Below are 13,250 nucleotides of genomic sequence, written 5' to 3' on the forward strand. Positions count from 1 at the left end.
AACCGCCGCTCCACCACTTCGGTGGGTTCGGTGTGGCGGCCGATCAGCCGGTTTTTCAGCTCCTCGTAGGAGGGGGGAAGGATAAAGATGAGCACCGCATCCGGGCACTTTTCCCGGATCTGCATCGCCCCCTGGACCTCGATTTCCAAGATCACGTCCTGGCCTACCGCCCGGGCATCCTCCACCATCTTTTTGGGGGTTCCATAGCAGTTGTCCCCATAGATGGCGTATTCCAAAAAGCCGTCCTCTGCGATGAGGGCGTCAAACTGGGGCCGGGTCAAGAAAAAGTAGGATTCCCCGTCCACCTCCCCAGGGCGGGGGGAACGGGTGGTGGCGGAAACGGAGAGCCGCAAGTTGGGGTTTTTCTCTAAAAGGAGCTTCATCAAGGTGCCTTTTCCCACCCCAGAGGGGCCGGAAACCACCAGCAGCAAACCCTTTTTATTCATCCTCGTCCACGTCCTCCTCATCCTCGTCGTCATCCACCAAGCGGTTTGCCACCGTCTCCGGCTGCACCGCCGAGAGGATGACATGGTCGGAGTCGGTGATAATCACTGCCCGGGTCCTTCTGCCATAGGTGGCGTCGATGAGGGTGCCCCGGTCCCGGGCATCTTGTATGATCCGCTTGATGGGGGCGGATTCCGGGCTGACAATGGCCACCAGCCGGTTGGCCGAAACCATGTTGCCAAACCCGATGTTGATTAGTTTCATGCAGTTGTTCCTCCAATGGTTCGCGGACTATTCCATATTTTGAATCTGTTCGCGGATTTTTTCAATTTCTGATTTCAAATCCACCACCACCCGGGCAATGGCCACATCCTGGGCCTTGGAGCCGATGGTGTTGGCCTCCCGGTTGAACTCCTGGACCAAAAAGTCCAGTTTGCGCCCAACTGGCTCGTCCTGGCTGATGATGTGCCGGAACTGTTCAATGTGGCTGCGAAGGCGGACGGTTTCCTCCGCCACCGCCACCCGGTCGGCAAAGATGGCTGCCTCGGTGACGATGCGCTGTTCATCCACCCGGTTGTCCTTGAGGACCTCGCAGAGTTTTTGATACAGCCTTGCCCGGTATTCCTCCACCGTTTGGGGGGATCGCTCCTCCACCTTTGCAACCAGCCCCTCGATGGTGACCAGGCGGGAGAGGACGTCCTCCTCCAGCTTGGCCCCTTCTTTGGTCCGCATGGCGACAAACCGGGCGATGGCTTCATCGGCCACCTCTTTGACCGCGGCCCAGATCTCCTCCTCATCCTCCTCGGTTTTGCGCACCGCGAAGATGTCGGAGAACCGGGCGATGGCACAGAGGCTCAGATCGTCGGTGAGGCCGGTCTCCTCCCCCAGCCCCCGCAGGGCTGCGATGTAGGATTTGGCCAGCTCGCGGTTGATCTCCACCTGGCCGCCCGAGCCCTCGATGGTCTGGATGGAAACTGCCACATCCACCTTGCCCCGGGAGATGAACCCCTGGGTGTAGCTCTTCATCTTCTCTTCCAAAAAGCCGTATGCCCGGCTGATGCGGGAGGAAAATTCAAAATACCGGTGGTTGACCGATTTGATCTCCACTGAAATGTCCCGGCCGCCGACCATCTTCTGGGCGCGCCCGAACCCCGTCATGCTTTTTACCATTGTTTCAACCTCTTGTCCCCTGGGGGGATTTTTCTTCTCTATCTCAAAATATCTCGCGCAAGCTTCCAAAATCGCACACTTTGGCTATTCTATTATCATACTATTCCCCACTGGTTTTGTCAAATGAACAAACCGGAAAATTCCCTTTCAAAATGCGAAAAAAGCGGACGCAGCTGCGTCCGCTTCCCTGCATTTCCCCGCTGGGGCGCTTGGTTTCCCGGGCCTTACACCTCGGCGCCGGCGAACTGGGGGCCCAGCAGCTCCTCCAAGAAGGAGAGGACGTCCGCGCTGCTGCCGCAGTACAGGACGATGTACTTCTCCCCGGCGAAGAAATGGGGCGGCGCCACCCACTCTACCTGGGTGGTAGTCCCATCAACGGTTTTGATGCTGTACCCGGTGGAAGAGATGGCCGCCTTCTGATCCGCCACCTCCTGGGCAGAGGCGTACTCATAGATGGACATAGACAAGGTGCTGTCCTCCGAGTAATAGCCCGACGCCTCAATGGGCATGGAGAACATGGTCGGAGCGAAGGTCACCGTCTCAAACCCATCTCCGGTTTTAAACTTGGCAATAAAGTCCTGCGCCGTGGCGATGGATTCCTCCTCTGGCTCTTCCTCCTCCGGTTCGCTGGAACTGGAGGAGCCCTCCCCTTCTTCCTGGGAAGAGGAGGAGCTGGAAGAGCTGCCCTCGCTGGAAGAGGAAGGCTTGGGGTCCCGGCTGGAGCACGCGGTCAGCGACAGGGCCAGGACCGCCAACAAAAGGATGGCAAAACGTTTCATAACAATCCTCCTTGCAGGGGAATTTCCCCTTTTAGAATGATTTCTGTCTCCTGGGCCGCGGGGCAGGGCTGCGGCGGGGGCGGGGATTCTCCTTGGCCCGCTTCTCCATCCGCTCCTGCTGCCCCTGGTTTTCCGCCTTCTGGCTTGCATTGCGGATGGCGGTCAATTCAGCAGTTGTCAGCTCCCGCCACTGGCCGGGCTGGAGCATCCCCAGCTTGATGGGGCCGATGGAGACCCGGCGAAGCCGGGCAACTTCCAACCCCACCGCCTCGCACATCTTGCGGATCTGGCGGTTGCGGCCTTCGTAAATGGTGATCAGCGCCACCACCCGGCCGGGCTCCTTGGTCACCACATGGACCTGAGCCGGAGCGGTCATCTTGCCGTCAATCATCACCCCGGTGGAGAGCTTCACCGCCTGGTCGTCGGTCAGGTCGGGGCGGACGGTAACCCGATAGGTCTTGGGGATGTGGTTGCTGGGGTGCATGATGGTGTTGGCAAAATTGCCGTCGTTGGTCAAAAGGATCAATCCCTCGCTGTCCTTGTCCAGCCGCCCCACCGGGTAGACCCGCTGAGGGGCATTTTCCACCAGTTCGGCCACACAGCGGCGGCCCAGCTCGTCGGACATGGTGGTCACATAGCCCCGGGGCTTGTTGAGCATAATGTACAGATTGCTCTTTTTCCGGGCGAACTGCACCCGCTGTCCATCGATGGCGATGATATCCCGGGCCGGATTGACCGGATGGCCGATCTGGGCCGGGTGGCCGTTGACGGTGATCCGCCCAGCCTTGATGTATTCCTCCGCTTTGCGGCGGGAGAGAATCCCCCCGTCGGAAAGTACTTTTTGAATGCGTGTTCCTGTCTCTTTCACTCTGTATCCTCCCTGCCCCTGTGGGGCATGTGGTCTCACCTTCCCGCTACTGGCCAAATAAGCCGCCGATCCAGTGGAACAACCCGTTTGTCTGCCGCTGTACAGCGGATACGTCCTCCGCGGCTGCCAAAGGGCTCTGGTAAACCAGGTCCCCGTTTATGTACCCGCGGATCTCCCCCAAAGCATCCCCCCGTTTCACCGGGGCATAAGCGAACTTTGGGGCCTCCACTTGGAACTGCATCCGGTCCCGCTCCCCAGCCCGCAGGGCCGCCACAGGGGGGCGCACCGGTTCCAGCCCCACCGTGGCCGCCTGGCCGCCGGTCACCGGAAGCTCCAGGTCCGGCAGCGCCGGGGTGAGGTCCTGCTGGGTCAGTTCCCCAAAATACCGCTCATACAGCTTTTTGTGGACGTTGAAATCGTCCTGGGCGGCCAAGGTCACCGCAATGAGGGTCACCCCATCCTTTTGGGCTGCGGTCACCAGGCAGCGCTTGGCGTCGTCGGTGTAGCCGGTCTTCACCCCGATGGCATAGGGGTAAAGATTCAGCAGTTTGTTGTGGTTTTTCAGCCACCGGCCATAGGGCGGGTTGCCGAATTCCACCTTAGCGCTCTCCTTGCAGCAGATCTCCCGGAAGTCCGGGTTTTCCAGCGCGTAGGCCGCCAAGATGGCCAGGTCGTAGGCCGAGGAGTAATGCCCGTCGGCGTCCAGCCCCGAAGGGGTGACGTAGTGGGTATCCTCCAAGCCCAGTTCCCGGGCTTTTTCATTCATAAGCTCCGCAAAGGCGTCCTTGCTCCCGGCGATCCGCACCGCCGCTGCATTGGCCGCGTCGTTTCCAGAGGGGAGCAGCATCCCGTGGGCCAAGGTCCGCAGGGTCACCGTGTCCCCCTCTTTGAGCCCCATGGAGGTCCCCTCCACCCGGATGGCGGCGGAATTCACCACAAAGGGCTCGTCGAGATCCGGCTGTTCCAGCGCCAGCAGGGCGGTCATGATTTTGGTGGTGCTCGCCATGGGGAGGCGGCCGTTGGCATTCTGTGCAAAGTAGACCCGCCCGCTCCCGGCATCAATCACCACCGCACCCTTGGCAGCGATGGAAAACTCTTTGGTATCCGGTATGGTCTGGGCGACAGCGGGTAGGGGGGCCGCCCCCATCAAAACCGCGGCCAGCGCCAGCCATGCCACACATTTTTTTAGCATTGTTCAACACCTGCCCGTGAGGAGTATATGCAGGGGCAGGGCTCGCTCATGCTGCCTTTACAGGGTTATGGGGGGCTCTTCCCGGACGGCGCCCTTCTCCTCTTTGCTCTTCTGGACAATGCCGGTGATCTTGTCGATCACCTCGGGCACCAGGTTGACCACCTTGTCGGCAGTGTTGCTGCTGGTCGCCAGCTGGAGGAGCTGTACCCCGCCCCCCGCCTTGATCACCAAAAAGGCGATAGGCTGGATGGTGACCCCAGCCCCGGCCCCTCCGCCAAAGGGGTCCGGGGTTTTAGAAGAGGGGAACTCCGACCCGCCGGAGGCATAGCCAAAGGTGACTTTGGACACCGGGATGATGGTGGTGCCATCGGGTGTGGTGACCGGGTCGCCGATGATGGTGTTGACATCCACCAGCTGGTGGAGGTTTTGGATGGAGGAATCCATCAGGTCTTTGATAGGATGGCTCATATGGTTACACCGCCTTTGTTTTGTTGGGTTGATTCTTCGGGCTCGTGGGGCTCCTCCTTCTTCTCTTTTCGGAGGAACAAGGGGAGCAGCTTCACCAGGAGGGCGGCAAGGATGGCGAGCCCGGCGGCCAGCGCCGCCAAAGGGATCATCCTCACCTTGCCGCGGAAGCAGACCGCGCTTTCCTCCTGTGTAAAGTCGGGGAAAACACTGATCTTCACCCGTTTTAGTTGAAAAAGGTTCTCCAGAAAACTGCAGATTCCAAATGCTGCGGCGTTGTACCTGCCGCAGGAGATGGCAGTTTGGGCTGCGTCATCTTCCGCAACCCGCATCCCGAAAAAGATGTCATAGAACACAACGGTTTTTAACAGCCACCGGACCGGGGGCCACAGCCCTTCCAAAAGCTCCTTGCCCAAGGCAAACAATTCCCCGGCGGAGGGCTTTTCCTTTTGTGGCTTCTTTGGTTTCTCCTCTTGGGGAGGTTTGGGCTTTTTCTCCTCCGGGGGCTTCTCCTCCCCAGGGGGGCGGGGGAACACCTGGTACCGAAGGAAAAAATACCGGACCCAAACGGTCAGCTCTCCATTATACTCCGCCTGGAGAACCACCGGCAGGGAGAGAAGGCACAGCAGGAGGCCGCAAAGGCCTGCAAAAATCCATCCGACCATGGTGCGCCCCCTTTCCTCATCCTTCCATGGCGTATTCCCCCTAGAGGAGGGTCTGCTGTTCTTCCTCCTCGGGCGGGGCGGGCAACTCATCCAGGGAGTGGAGCCCAAACGTGCGCAAAAAGGTGTCGCCAGTGCGGTAGGCAATGGGCCTGCCGGGCAGTTCCAGCCTTCCGGCCTCCTCCAGCAGCCCCTTTTCCACCAGGGTGGACACTACCCCTGCACTGTCCACCCCCCGCACCTGGTCCACAAAGGCCCGGGTGACCGGCTGGTTGTAGGCCACCACCGCCAACACCTCCATCGCCGCCTGGGAAAGGGGCTGCTGCCGCTTCCAATCGGTGGCCGCTTGGATCACCCCGGCGTATTCCGGCCGGGTGGCCAGCTGGTATTTGCCATCCAAAGAGAGGACCTGCAGCGGGCTCCCCTGCTGGGTGAGGCGGGCCATGAGGCATTCCGCCTGCTGCCGTGCAGCTGTCCGGTCGATGCCCAAAGCTTCAGCCAACCGCTCCAGCTCCACCGGTTCCCCGGCGGCAAAGAGGATGGCTTCCATCTTCTGTTCCAGTTCAAGAGACATTGCTGTTCCCTCCACACAGGACGGCCGTCTCCCCGCTGACCTCCACCCGCTTGTCCTTCACCATCTCCAAAAGGGCCAAAAAGGTGGCCACCAGTTCGGAGCGGTTGCGGCTTTTCAAAAACAGTTGGGAGATCCGCTGAGGCCTGCTGAGGGCCGCCGTCAAATACTCCATCCGGGACTCCACCGACACCACCGGCCGGCTGACCAGCGGCTGGAAGCTTTCCACCGGTGGGGGGAGCCTGCGCTTGCCCCTCCCAGTGGCGCTCACATAGGCCCGGGCCAATTCCTTCGGCAGGTGGCGGCATTGGTAGGTCTTGTCCACCTCCACCAGCTGTGGCCCCCGCACAAAAATAGTATGGCCACGATTTTGGGCCGCAAGCAGCGCAGCCACCACTTTTAGGGCCTGGTATTCCAAAAGTTGGCCAGTGAGCTCGGTTTTCAGCTGTTCTTCCTCCTCCCGCCGGGGCAGGAGAGACAGGGTTTTTAGGTAAACCAGCCGGGCGGCCATCTCCAAAAACTCGCTGGCAATGTCCAAATCCTGGGCGCGCGCGCCTTCCAGATACTCCAGATATTGGTCCAGCAGCTGGGAGATGGGGATGTCTAGAATGTTGAGCTTGTGCTTGGATATGAGATGGAGGAGGAGATCCAGCGGCCCCTCAAATCCATCTAAGGTAAAGGACGGCCGTTCCATCCTGGGCCTCCCTCCTTCCTCCTGCCGTACTATTTTATAAGATCGCCTGCATGAGCCGGGGGACAAAGGCCGTGGCGCTTACAAACAGGTCGGAGATGGCGTTGCCCACAAAGCTGATAGGCAGGTCGATCACCGGGGTGAAGAGGATGAGCAGCATAAAGATCATGCCGATCTCCCGCTCTTTGCTTATGATCTTCCAATAGGTCCTGCCTGGCAGCACAGCCCCCATCATCTTCCAGCCATCCAGCGGCGGCACCGGCAGCAGGTTGAACACCGCCAACATGATGTTGGTGCTGTAGACAATCCACAGGATGTCCAGAACTGTTTCGGTGGCGCTGTACTGCCACAAGGTTCCAAAGGCGGCAAAACCCAGCACCACCCGGTAAATCACCAGAACAAACAGCGCCAGCAGCAGGTTGGAGGCAGGGCCGGCCATGGCGCTCAGGGCCATATCCCGCTTGGGTTTTTTAAAGTTATTGGGGTTGATGGGCACCGGACGGGCCCAGCCGAACCCGGCAAACAGGATCAGCAGGGTCCCCACCGGGTCCAGATGGCTGAAGGGGTTAAGGGTCAGCCGCCCCGAGCGCTGGGCGGTGTCGTCCCCCAGCCAGCTGGCGGCATAGGCGTGGGCACACTCGTGGATGGGCATAGAGGTGAACACCACCAGCGCCCGGGCCAATATGGTAAATAGATCCATAACTCGTGTTATCCTCCTGGCCGGGGGAACCGGCTTCTTTCCAAGGTTTGGGACGCATATCCGGCGCGGCGCAATGGCACAGCGGAAGTTACTGGAATTATTATATCGTCCGGCGGTGGANGGAGCATCCCCAGCTTGATGGGGCCGATGGAGACCCGGCGAAGCCGGGCAACTTCCAACCCCACCGCCTCGCACATCTTGCGGATCTGGCGGTTGCGGCCTTCGTAAATGGTGATCAGCGCCACCACCCGGCCGGGCTCCTTGGTCACCACATGGACCTGAGCCGGAGCGGTCATCTTGCCGTCAATCATCACCCCGGTGGAGAGCTTCACCGCCTGGTCGTCGGTCAGGTCGGGGCGGACGGTAACCCGATAGGTCTTGGGGATGTGGTTGCTGGGGTGCATGATGGTGTTGGCAAAATTGCCGTCGTTGGTCAAAAGGATCAATCCCTCGCTGTCCTTGTCCAGCCGCCCCACCGGGTAGACCCGCTGAGGGGCATTTTCCACCAGTTCGGCCACACAGCGGCGGCCCAGCTCGTCGGACATGGTGGTCACATAGCCCCGGGGCTTGTTGAGCATAATGTACAGATTGCTCTTTTTCCGGGCGAACTGCACCCGCTGTCCATCGATGGCGATGATATCCCGGGCCGGATTGACCGGATGGCCGATCTGGGCCGGGTGGCCGTTGACGGTGATCCGCCCAGCCTTGATGTATTCCTCCGCTTTGCGGCGGGAGAGAATCCCCCCGTCGGAAAGTACTTTTTGAATGCGTGTTCCTGTCTCTTTCACTCTGTATCCTCCCTGCCCCTGTGGGGCATGTGGTCTCACCTTCCCGCTACTGGCCAAATAAGCCGCCGATCCAGTGGAACAACCCGTTTGTCTGCCGCTGTACAGCGGATACGTCCTCCGCGGCTGCCAAAGGGCTCTGGTAAACCAGGTCCCCGTTTATGTACCCGCGGATCTCCCCCAAAGCATCCCCCCGTTTCACCGGGGCATAAGCGAACTTTGGGGCCTCCACTTGGAACTGCATCCGGTCCCGCTCCCCAGCCCGCAGGGCCGCCACAGGGGGGCGCACCGGTTCCAGCCCCACCGTGGCCGCCTGGCCGCCGGTCACCGGAAGCTCCAGGTCCGGCAGCGCCGGGGTGAGGTCCTGCTGGGTCAGTTCCCCAAAATACCGCTCATACAGCTTTTTGTGGACGTTGAAATCGTCCTGGGCGGCCAAGGTCACCGCAATGAGGGTCACCCCATCCTTTTGGGCTGCGGTCACCAGGCAGCGCTTGGCGTCGTCGGTGTAGCCGGTCTTCACCCCGATGGCATAGGGGTAAAGATTCAGCAGTTTGTTGTGGTTTTTCAGCCACCGGCCATAGGGCGGGTTGCCGAATTCCACCTTAGCGCTCTCCTTGCAGCAGATCTCCCGGAAGTCCGGGTTTTCCAGCGCGTAGGCCGCCAAGATGGCCAGGTCGTAGGCCGAGGAGTAATGCCCGTCGGCGTCCAGCCCCGAAGGGGTGACGTAGTGGGTATCCTCCAAGCCCAGTTCCCGGGCTTTTTCATTCATAAGCTCCGCAAAGGCGTCCTTGCTCCCGGCGATCCGCACCGCCGCTGCATTGGCCGCGTCGTTTCCAGAGGGGAGCAGCATCCCGTGGGCCAAGGTCCGCAGGGTCACCGTGTCCCCCTCTTTGAGCCCCATGGAGGTCCCCTCCACCCGGATGGCGGCGGAATTCACCACAAAGGGCTCGTCGAGATCCGGCTGTTCCAGCGCCAGCAGGGCGGTCATGATTTTGGTGGTGCTCGCCATGGGGAGGCGGCCGTTGGCATTCTGTGCAAAGTAGACCCGCCCGCTCCCGGCATCAATCACCACCGCACCCTTGGCAGCGATGGAAAACTCTTTGGTATCCGGTATGGTCTGGGCGACAGCGGGTAGGGGGGCCGCCCCCATCAAAACCGCGGCCAGCGCCAGCCATGCCACACATTTTTTTAGCATTGTTCAACACCTGCCCGTGAGGAGTATATGCAGGGGCAGGGCTCGCTCATGCTGCCTTTACAGGGTTATGGGGGGCTCTTCCCGGACGGCGCCCTTCTCCTCTTTGCTCTTCTGGACAATGCCGGTGATCTTGTCGATCACCTCGGGCACCAGGTTGACCACCTTGTCGGCAGTGTTGCTGCTGGTCGCCAGCTGGAGGAGCTGTACCCCGCCCCCCGCCTTGATCACCAAAAAGGCGATAGGCTGGATGGTGACCCCAGCCCCGGCCCCTCCGCCAAAGGGGTCCGGGGTTTTAGAAGAGGGGAACTCCGACCCGCCGGAGGCATAGCCAAAGGTGACTTTGGACACCGGGATGATGGTGGTGCCATCGGGTGTGGTGACCGGGTCGCCGATGATGGTGTTGACATCCACCAGCTGGTGGAGGTTTTGGATGGAGGAATCCATCAGGTCTTTGATAGGATGGCTCATATGGTTACACCGCCTTTGTTTTGTTGGGTTGATTCTTCGGGCTCGTGGGGCTCCTCCTTCTTCTCTTTTCGGAGGAACAAGGGGAGCAGCTTCACCAGGAGGGCGGCAAGGATGGCGAGCCCGGCGGCCAGCGCCGCCAAAGGGATCATCCTCACCTTGCCGCGGAAGCAGACCGCGCTTTCCTCCTGTGTAAAGTCGGGGAAAACACTGATCTTCACCCGTTTTAGTTGAAAAAGGTTCTCCAGAAAACTGCAGATTCCAAATGCTGCGGCGTTGTACCTGCCGCAGGAGATGGCAGTTTGGGCTGCGTCATCTTCCGCAACCCGCATCCCGAAAAAGATGTCATAGAACACAACGGTTTTTAACAGCCACCGGACCGGGGGCCACAGCCCTTCCAAAAGCTCCTTGCCCAAGGCAAACAATTCCCCGGCGGAGGGCTTTTCCTTTTGTGGCTTCTTTGGTTTCTCCTCTTGGGGAGGTTTGGGCTTTTTCTCCTCCGGGGGCTTCTCCTCCCCAGGGGGGCGGGGGAACACCTGGTACCGAAGGAAAAAATACCGGACCCAAACGGTCAGCTCTCCATTATACTCCGCCTGGAGAACCACCGGCAGGGAGAGAAGGCACAGCAGGAGGCCGCAAAGGCCTGCAAAAATCCATCCGACCATGGTGCGCCCCCTTTCCTCATCCTTCCATGGCGTATTCCCCCTAGAGGAGGGTCTGCTGTTCTTCCTCCTCGGGCGGGGCGGGCAACTCATCCAGGGAGTGGAGCCCAAACGTGCGCAAAAAGGTGTCGCCAGTGCGGTAGGCAATGGGCCTGCCGGGCAGTTCCAGCCTTCCGGCCTCCTCCAGCAGCCCCTTTTCCACCAGGGTGGACACTACCCCTGCACTGTCCACCCCCCGCACCTGGTCCACAAAGGCCCGGGTGACCGGCTGGTTGTAGGCCACCACCGCCAACACCTCCATCGCCGCCTGGGAAAGGGGCTGCTGCCGCTTCCAATCGGTGGCCGCTTGGATCACCCCGGCGTATTCCGGCCGGGTGGCCAGCTGGTATTTGCCATCCAAAGAGAGGACCTGCAGCGGGCTCCCCTGCTGGGTGAGGCGGGCCATGAGGCATTCCGCCTGCTGCCGTGCAGCTGTCCGGTCGATGCCCAAAGCTTCAGCCAACCGCTCCAGCTCCACCGGTTCCCCGGCGGCAAAGAGGATGGCTTCCATCTTCTGTTCCAGTTCAAGAGACATTGCTGTTCCCTCCACACAGGACGGCCGTCTCCCCGCTGACCTCCACCCGCTTGTCCTTCACCATCTCCAAAAGGGCCAAAAAGGTGGCCACCAGTTCGGAGCGGTTGCGGCTTTTCAAAAACAGTTGGGAGATCCGCTGAGGCCTGCTGAGGGCCGCCGTCAAATACTCCATCCGGGACTCCACCGACACCACCGGCCGGCTGACCAGCGGCTGGAAGCTTTCCACCGGTGGGGGGAGCCTGCGCTTGCCCCTCCCAGTGGCGCTCACATAGGCCCGGGCCAATTCCTTCGGCAGGTGGCGGCATTGGTAGGTCTTGTCCACCTCCACCAGCTGTGGCCCCCGCACAAAAATAGTATGGCCACGATTTTGGGCCGCAAGCAGCGCAGCCACCACTTTTAGGGCCTGGTATTCCAAAAGTTGGCCAGTGAGCTCGGTTTTCAGCTGTTCTTCCTCCTCCCGCCGGGGCAGGAGAGACAGGGTTTTTAGGTAAACCAGCCGGGCGGCCATCTCCAAAAACTCGCTGGCAATGTCCAAATCCTGGGCGCGCGCGCCTTCCAGATACTCCAGATATTGGTCCAGCAGCTGGGAGATGGGGATGTCTAGAATGTTGAGCTTGTGCTTGGATATGAGATGGAGGAGGAGATCCAGCGGCCCCTCAAATCCATCTAAGGTAAAGGACGGCCGTTCCATCCTGGGCCTCCCTCCTTCCTCCTGCCGTACTATTTTATAAGATCGCCTGCATGAGCCGGGGGACAAAGGCCGTGGCGCTTACAAACAGGTCGGAGATGGCGTTGCCCACAAAGCTGATAGGCAGGTCGATCACCGGGGTGAAGAGGATGAGCAGCATAAAGATCATGCCGATCTCCCGCTCTTTGCTTATGATCTTCCAATAGGTCCTGCCTGGCAGCACAGCCCCCATCATCTTCCAGCCATCCAGCGGCGGCACCGGCAGCAGGTTGAACACCGCCAACATGATGTTGGTGCTGTAGACAATCCACAGGATGTCCAGAACTGTTTCGGTGGCGCTGTACTGCCACAAGGTTCCAAAGGCGGCAAAACCCAGCACCACCCGGTAAATCACCAGAACAAACAGCGCCAGCAGCAGGTTGGAGGCAGGGCCGGCCATGGCGCTCAGGGCCATATCCCGCTTGGGTTTTTTAAAGTTATTGGGGTTGATGGGCACCGGACGGGCCCAGCCGAACCCGGCAAACAGGANCGTTGAAATCGTCCTGGGCGGCCAAGGTCACCGCAATGAGGGTCACCCCATCCTTTTGGGCTGCGGTCACCAGGCAGCGCTTGGCGTCGTCGGTGTAGCCGGTCTTCACCCCGATGGCATAGGGGTAAAGATTCAGCAGTTTGTTGTGGTTTTTCAGCCACCGGCCATAGGGCGGGTTGCCGAATTCCACCTTAGCGCTCTCCTTGCAGCAGATCTCCCGGAAGTCCGGGTTTTCCAGCGCGTAGGCCGCCAAGATGGCCAGGTCGTAGGCCGAGGAGTAATGCCCGTCGGCGTCCAGCCCCGAAGGGGTGACGTAGTGGGTATCCTCCAAGCCCAGTTCCCGGGCTTTTTCATTCATAAGCTCCGCAAAGGCGTCCTTGCTCCCGGCGATCCGCACCGCCGCTGCATTGGCCGCGTCGTTTCCAGAGGGGAGCAGCATCCCGTGGGCCAAGGTCCGCAGGGTCACCGTGTCCCCCTCTTTGAGCCCCATGGAGGTCCCCTCCACCCGGATGGCGGCGGAATTCACCACAAAGGGCTCGTCGAGATCCGGCTGTTCCAGCGCCAGCAGGGCGGTCATGATTTTGGTGGTGCTCGCCATGGGGAGGCGGCCGTTGGCATTCTGTGCAAAGTAGACCCGCCCGCTCCCGGCATCAATCACCACCGCACCCTTGGCAGCGATGGAAAACTCTTTGGTATCCGGTATGGTCTGGGCGACAGCGGGTAGGGGGGCCGCCCCCATCAAAACCGCGGCCAGCGCCAGCCATGCCACACATTTTTTTAGCATTGTTCAACACCTGCCCGTGAGGAGTA

19 protein-coding genes are annotated in these 13,250 nt (G+C 60.5%); all 19 read right to left on the minus strand.

The features are described from left to right. The coding region (gene gmk / locus BQ5353_RS04530; RefSeq protein WP_071427396.1) for a guanylate kinase at positions 1 to 446 on the minus strand (446 nt) is incomplete at its 3' end. After that, the gene (remA, locus tag BQ5353_RS04535; RefSeq protein ID WP_054332134.1) at positions 439 to 708 is read right to left on the minus strand and encodes an extracellular matrix/biofilm regulator RemA; all 270 of its coding nucleotides are present in this window, start codon (positions 706 to 708) and stop codon (positions 439 to 441) included. The genes remA and gmk, both read right to left, overlap by 8 nt. A 27-nt stretch (positions 709 to 735) precedes the next feature. Further along, positions 736 to 1,614, minus strand: coding sequence for a YicC/YloC family endoribonuclease (locus BQ5353_RS04540; RefSeq protein WP_054332135.1), 879 nt, complete (start codon positions 1,612 to 1,614; stop codon positions 736 to 738). 224 nt (positions 1,615 to 1,838) lie between these two features. Continuing rightward, a complete protein-coding gene (locus tag BQ5353_RS04545; protein WP_071427395.1) occupies positions 1,839 to 2,393 on the minus strand; it encodes a hypothetical protein in 555 nt (184 codons plus the stop codon). A gap of 31 nt (positions 2,394 to 2,424) precedes the next feature. Next, entirely contained in the window at positions 2,425 to 3,261 is an 837-nt protein-coding gene (locus BQ5353_RS04550) for a pseudouridine synthase (protein ID WP_054332137.1), read from the minus strand. A gap of 46 nt (positions 3,262 to 3,307) precedes the next feature. Further along, complete coding sequence (locus BQ5353_RS04555; protein WP_071427397.1) at positions 3,308 to 4,453, minus strand: D-alanyl-D-alanine carboxypeptidase family protein; 1,146 nt, start codon at positions 4,451 to 4,453, stop codon at positions 3,308 to 3,310. Positions 4,454 to 4,510: 57 nt separating this feature from the next. Beyond that, complete coding sequence (ytfJ, locus tag BQ5353_RS04560; protein WP_071427398.1) at positions 4,511 to 4,921, minus strand: GerW family sporulation protein; 411 nt, start codon at positions 4,919 to 4,921, stop codon at positions 4,511 to 4,513. Continuing rightward, a complete protein-coding gene (locus BQ5353_RS04565; RefSeq protein WP_054332140.1) occupies positions 4,918 to 5,583 on the minus strand; it encodes a DUF2953 domain-containing protein in 666 nt (221 codons plus the stop codon). Before BQ5353_RS04565 ends, ytfJ (BQ5353_RS04560) begins: the two co-directional genes overlap by 4 nt. Before the next feature lie 40 nt (positions 5,584 to 5,623). Then, on the minus strand, positions 5,624 to 6,154 hold the full coding sequence (scpB, locus tag BQ5353_RS04570; protein WP_054332141.1) for an SMC-Scp complex subunit ScpB: 531 nt from the start codon (positions 6,152 to 6,154) through the stop codon (positions 5,624 to 5,626). Beyond that, entirely contained in the window at positions 6,144 to 6,845 is a 702-nt protein-coding gene (locus BQ5353_RS04575; RefSeq protein ID WP_071427399.1) for a segregation and condensation protein A, read from the minus strand. Before BQ5353_RS04575 ends, scpB (BQ5353_RS04570) begins: the two co-directional genes overlap by 11 nt. A gap of 34 nt (positions 6,846 to 6,879) precedes the next feature. Further along, positions 6,880 to 7,542 carry a site-2 protease family protein gene (locus tag BQ5353_RS04580; RefSeq protein WP_054332143.1) on the minus strand — a complete coding sequence of 221 codons (663 nt, stop codon included), beginning with the start codon at positions 7,540 to 7,542 and terminating at the stop codon, positions 6,880 to 6,882. Between the two features lie 8 nt (positions 7,543 to 7,550). After that, the gene (locus BQ5353_RS04585; RefSeq protein ID WP_071427400.1) at positions 7,551 to 8,330 is read right to left on the minus strand and encodes a pseudouridine synthase; all 780 of its coding nucleotides are present in this window, start codon (positions 8,328 to 8,330) and stop codon (positions 7,551 to 7,553) included. A gap of 46 nt (positions 8,331 to 8,376) precedes the next feature. Continuing rightward, complete coding sequence (locus BQ5353_RS04590) at positions 8,377 to 9,522, minus strand: D-alanyl-D-alanine carboxypeptidase family protein (protein ID WP_071427397.1); 1,146 nt, start codon at positions 9,520 to 9,522, stop codon at positions 8,377 to 8,379. Between the two features lie 57 nt (positions 9,523 to 9,579). Next, positions 9,580 to 9,990 (minus strand): GerW family sporulation protein, encoded by a 411-nt coding sequence (ytfJ, locus tag BQ5353_RS04595; RefSeq protein WP_071427398.1) that lies wholly within the window; start codon positions 9,988 to 9,990, stop codon positions 9,580 to 9,582. Further along, positions 9,987 to 10,652, minus strand: a complete 666-nt coding sequence (locus tag BQ5353_RS04600; protein ID WP_054332140.1) for a DUF2953 domain-containing protein — start codon at positions 10,650 to 10,652, stop codon at positions 9,987 to 9,989. The genes ytfJ (BQ5353_RS04595) and BQ5353_RS04600 overlap by 4 nt, the downstream gene beginning before the upstream one ends. Positions 10,653 to 10,692: 40 nt before the next feature. Next, the gene (scpB, locus tag BQ5353_RS04605) at positions 10,693 to 11,223 is read right to left on the minus strand and encodes an SMC-Scp complex subunit ScpB (protein WP_054332141.1); all 531 of its coding nucleotides are present in this window, start codon (positions 11,221 to 11,223) and stop codon (positions 10,693 to 10,695) included. Then, positions 11,213 to 11,914 carry a segregation and condensation protein A gene (locus BQ5353_RS04610; RefSeq protein ID WP_071427399.1) on the minus strand — a complete coding sequence of 234 codons (702 nt, stop codon included), beginning with the start codon at positions 11,912 to 11,914 and terminating at the stop codon, positions 11,213 to 11,215. Before BQ5353_RS04610 ends, scpB (BQ5353_RS04605) begins: the two co-directional genes overlap by 11 nt. Positions 11,915 to 11,948: 34 nt before the next feature. Beyond that, positions 11,949 to 12,407: a site-2 protease family protein gene (locus tag BQ5353_RS04615; RefSeq protein ID WP_071427401.1), complete on the minus strand. Its 459-nt coding sequence runs from the start codon at positions 12,405 to 12,407 to the stop codon at positions 11,949 to 11,951. Then, positions 12,388 to 13,224 (minus strand): D-alanyl-D-alanine carboxypeptidase family protein, encoded by an 837-nt coding sequence (locus tag BQ5353_RS04620; RefSeq protein ID WP_071427402.1) that lies wholly within the window; start codon positions 13,222 to 13,224, stop codon positions 12,388 to 12,390. The genes BQ5353_RS04615 and BQ5353_RS04620 overlap by 20 nt, the downstream gene beginning before the upstream one ends. Positions 13,225 to 13,250: the final 26 nt, after the last annotated feature.

It is taken from the genome of Merdimmobilis hominis (assembly GCF_900104615.1).
Lineage (GTDB): Bacteria > Bacillota > Clostridia > Oscillospirales > Ruminococcaceae > Merdimmobilis > Merdimmobilis hominis.

What these genes read in the sequence shown, in the direction of transcription:
- BQ5353_RS04540 (WP_054332135.1), bottom strand. Translation starts at nt 1,614, where the DNA reads ATGGTAAAAAGCATGACGGGGTTCGGGCGCGCCCAGAAGATGGTCGGC.
- remA (WP_054332134.1), bottom strand. Translation starts at nt 708, where the DNA reads ATGAAACTAATCAACATCGGGTTTGGCAACATGGTTTCGGCCAACCGG.
- scpB (WP_054332141.1), bottom strand. Translation starts at nt 11,223, where the DNA reads ATGTCTCTTGAACTGGAACAGAAGATGGAAGCCATCCTCTTTGCCGCC.
- scpB (WP_054332141.1), bottom strand. Translation starts at nt 6,154, where the DNA reads ATGTCTCTTGAACTGGAACAGAAGATGGAAGCCATCCTCTTTGCCGCC.
- BQ5353_RS04600 (WP_054332140.1), bottom strand. Translation starts at nt 10,652, where the DNA reads ATGGTCGGATGGATTTTTGCAGGCCTTTGCGGCCTCCTGCTGTGCCTT.
- ytfJ (WP_071427398.1), bottom strand. Translation starts at nt 9,990, where the DNA reads ATGAGCCATCCTATCAAAGACCTGATGGATTCCTCCATCCAAAACCTC.
- BQ5353_RS04555 (WP_071427397.1), bottom strand. Translation starts at nt 4,453, where the DNA reads ATGCTAAAAAAATGTGTGGCATGGCTGGCGCTGGCCGCGGTTTTGATG.
- BQ5353_RS04545 (WP_071427395.1), bottom strand. Translation starts at nt 2,393, where the DNA reads ATGAAACGTTTTGCCATCCTTTTGTTGGCGGTCCTGGCCCTGTCGCTG.
- BQ5353_RS04580 (WP_054332143.1), bottom strand. Translation starts at nt 7,542, where the DNA reads ATGGATCTATTTACCATATTGGCCCGGGCGCTGGTGGTGTTCACCTCT.
- BQ5353_RS04565 (WP_054332140.1), bottom strand. Translation starts at nt 5,583, where the DNA reads ATGGTCGGATGGATTTTTGCAGGCCTTTGCGGCCTCCTGCTGTGCCTT.
- ytfJ (WP_071427398.1), bottom strand. Translation starts at nt 4,921, where the DNA reads ATGAGCCATCCTATCAAAGACCTGATGGATTCCTCCATCCAAAACCTC.
- BQ5353_RS04575 (WP_071427399.1), bottom strand. Translation starts at nt 6,845, where the DNA reads ATGGAACGGCCGTCCTTTACCTTAGATGGATTTGAGGGGCCGCTGGAT.
- BQ5353_RS04610 (WP_071427399.1), bottom strand. Translation starts at nt 11,914, where the DNA reads ATGGAACGGCCGTCCTTTACCTTAGATGGATTTGAGGGGCCGCTGGAT.
- BQ5353_RS04590 (WP_071427397.1), bottom strand. Translation starts at nt 9,522, where the DNA reads ATGCTAAAAAAATGTGTGGCATGGCTGGCGCTGGCCGCGGTTTTGATG.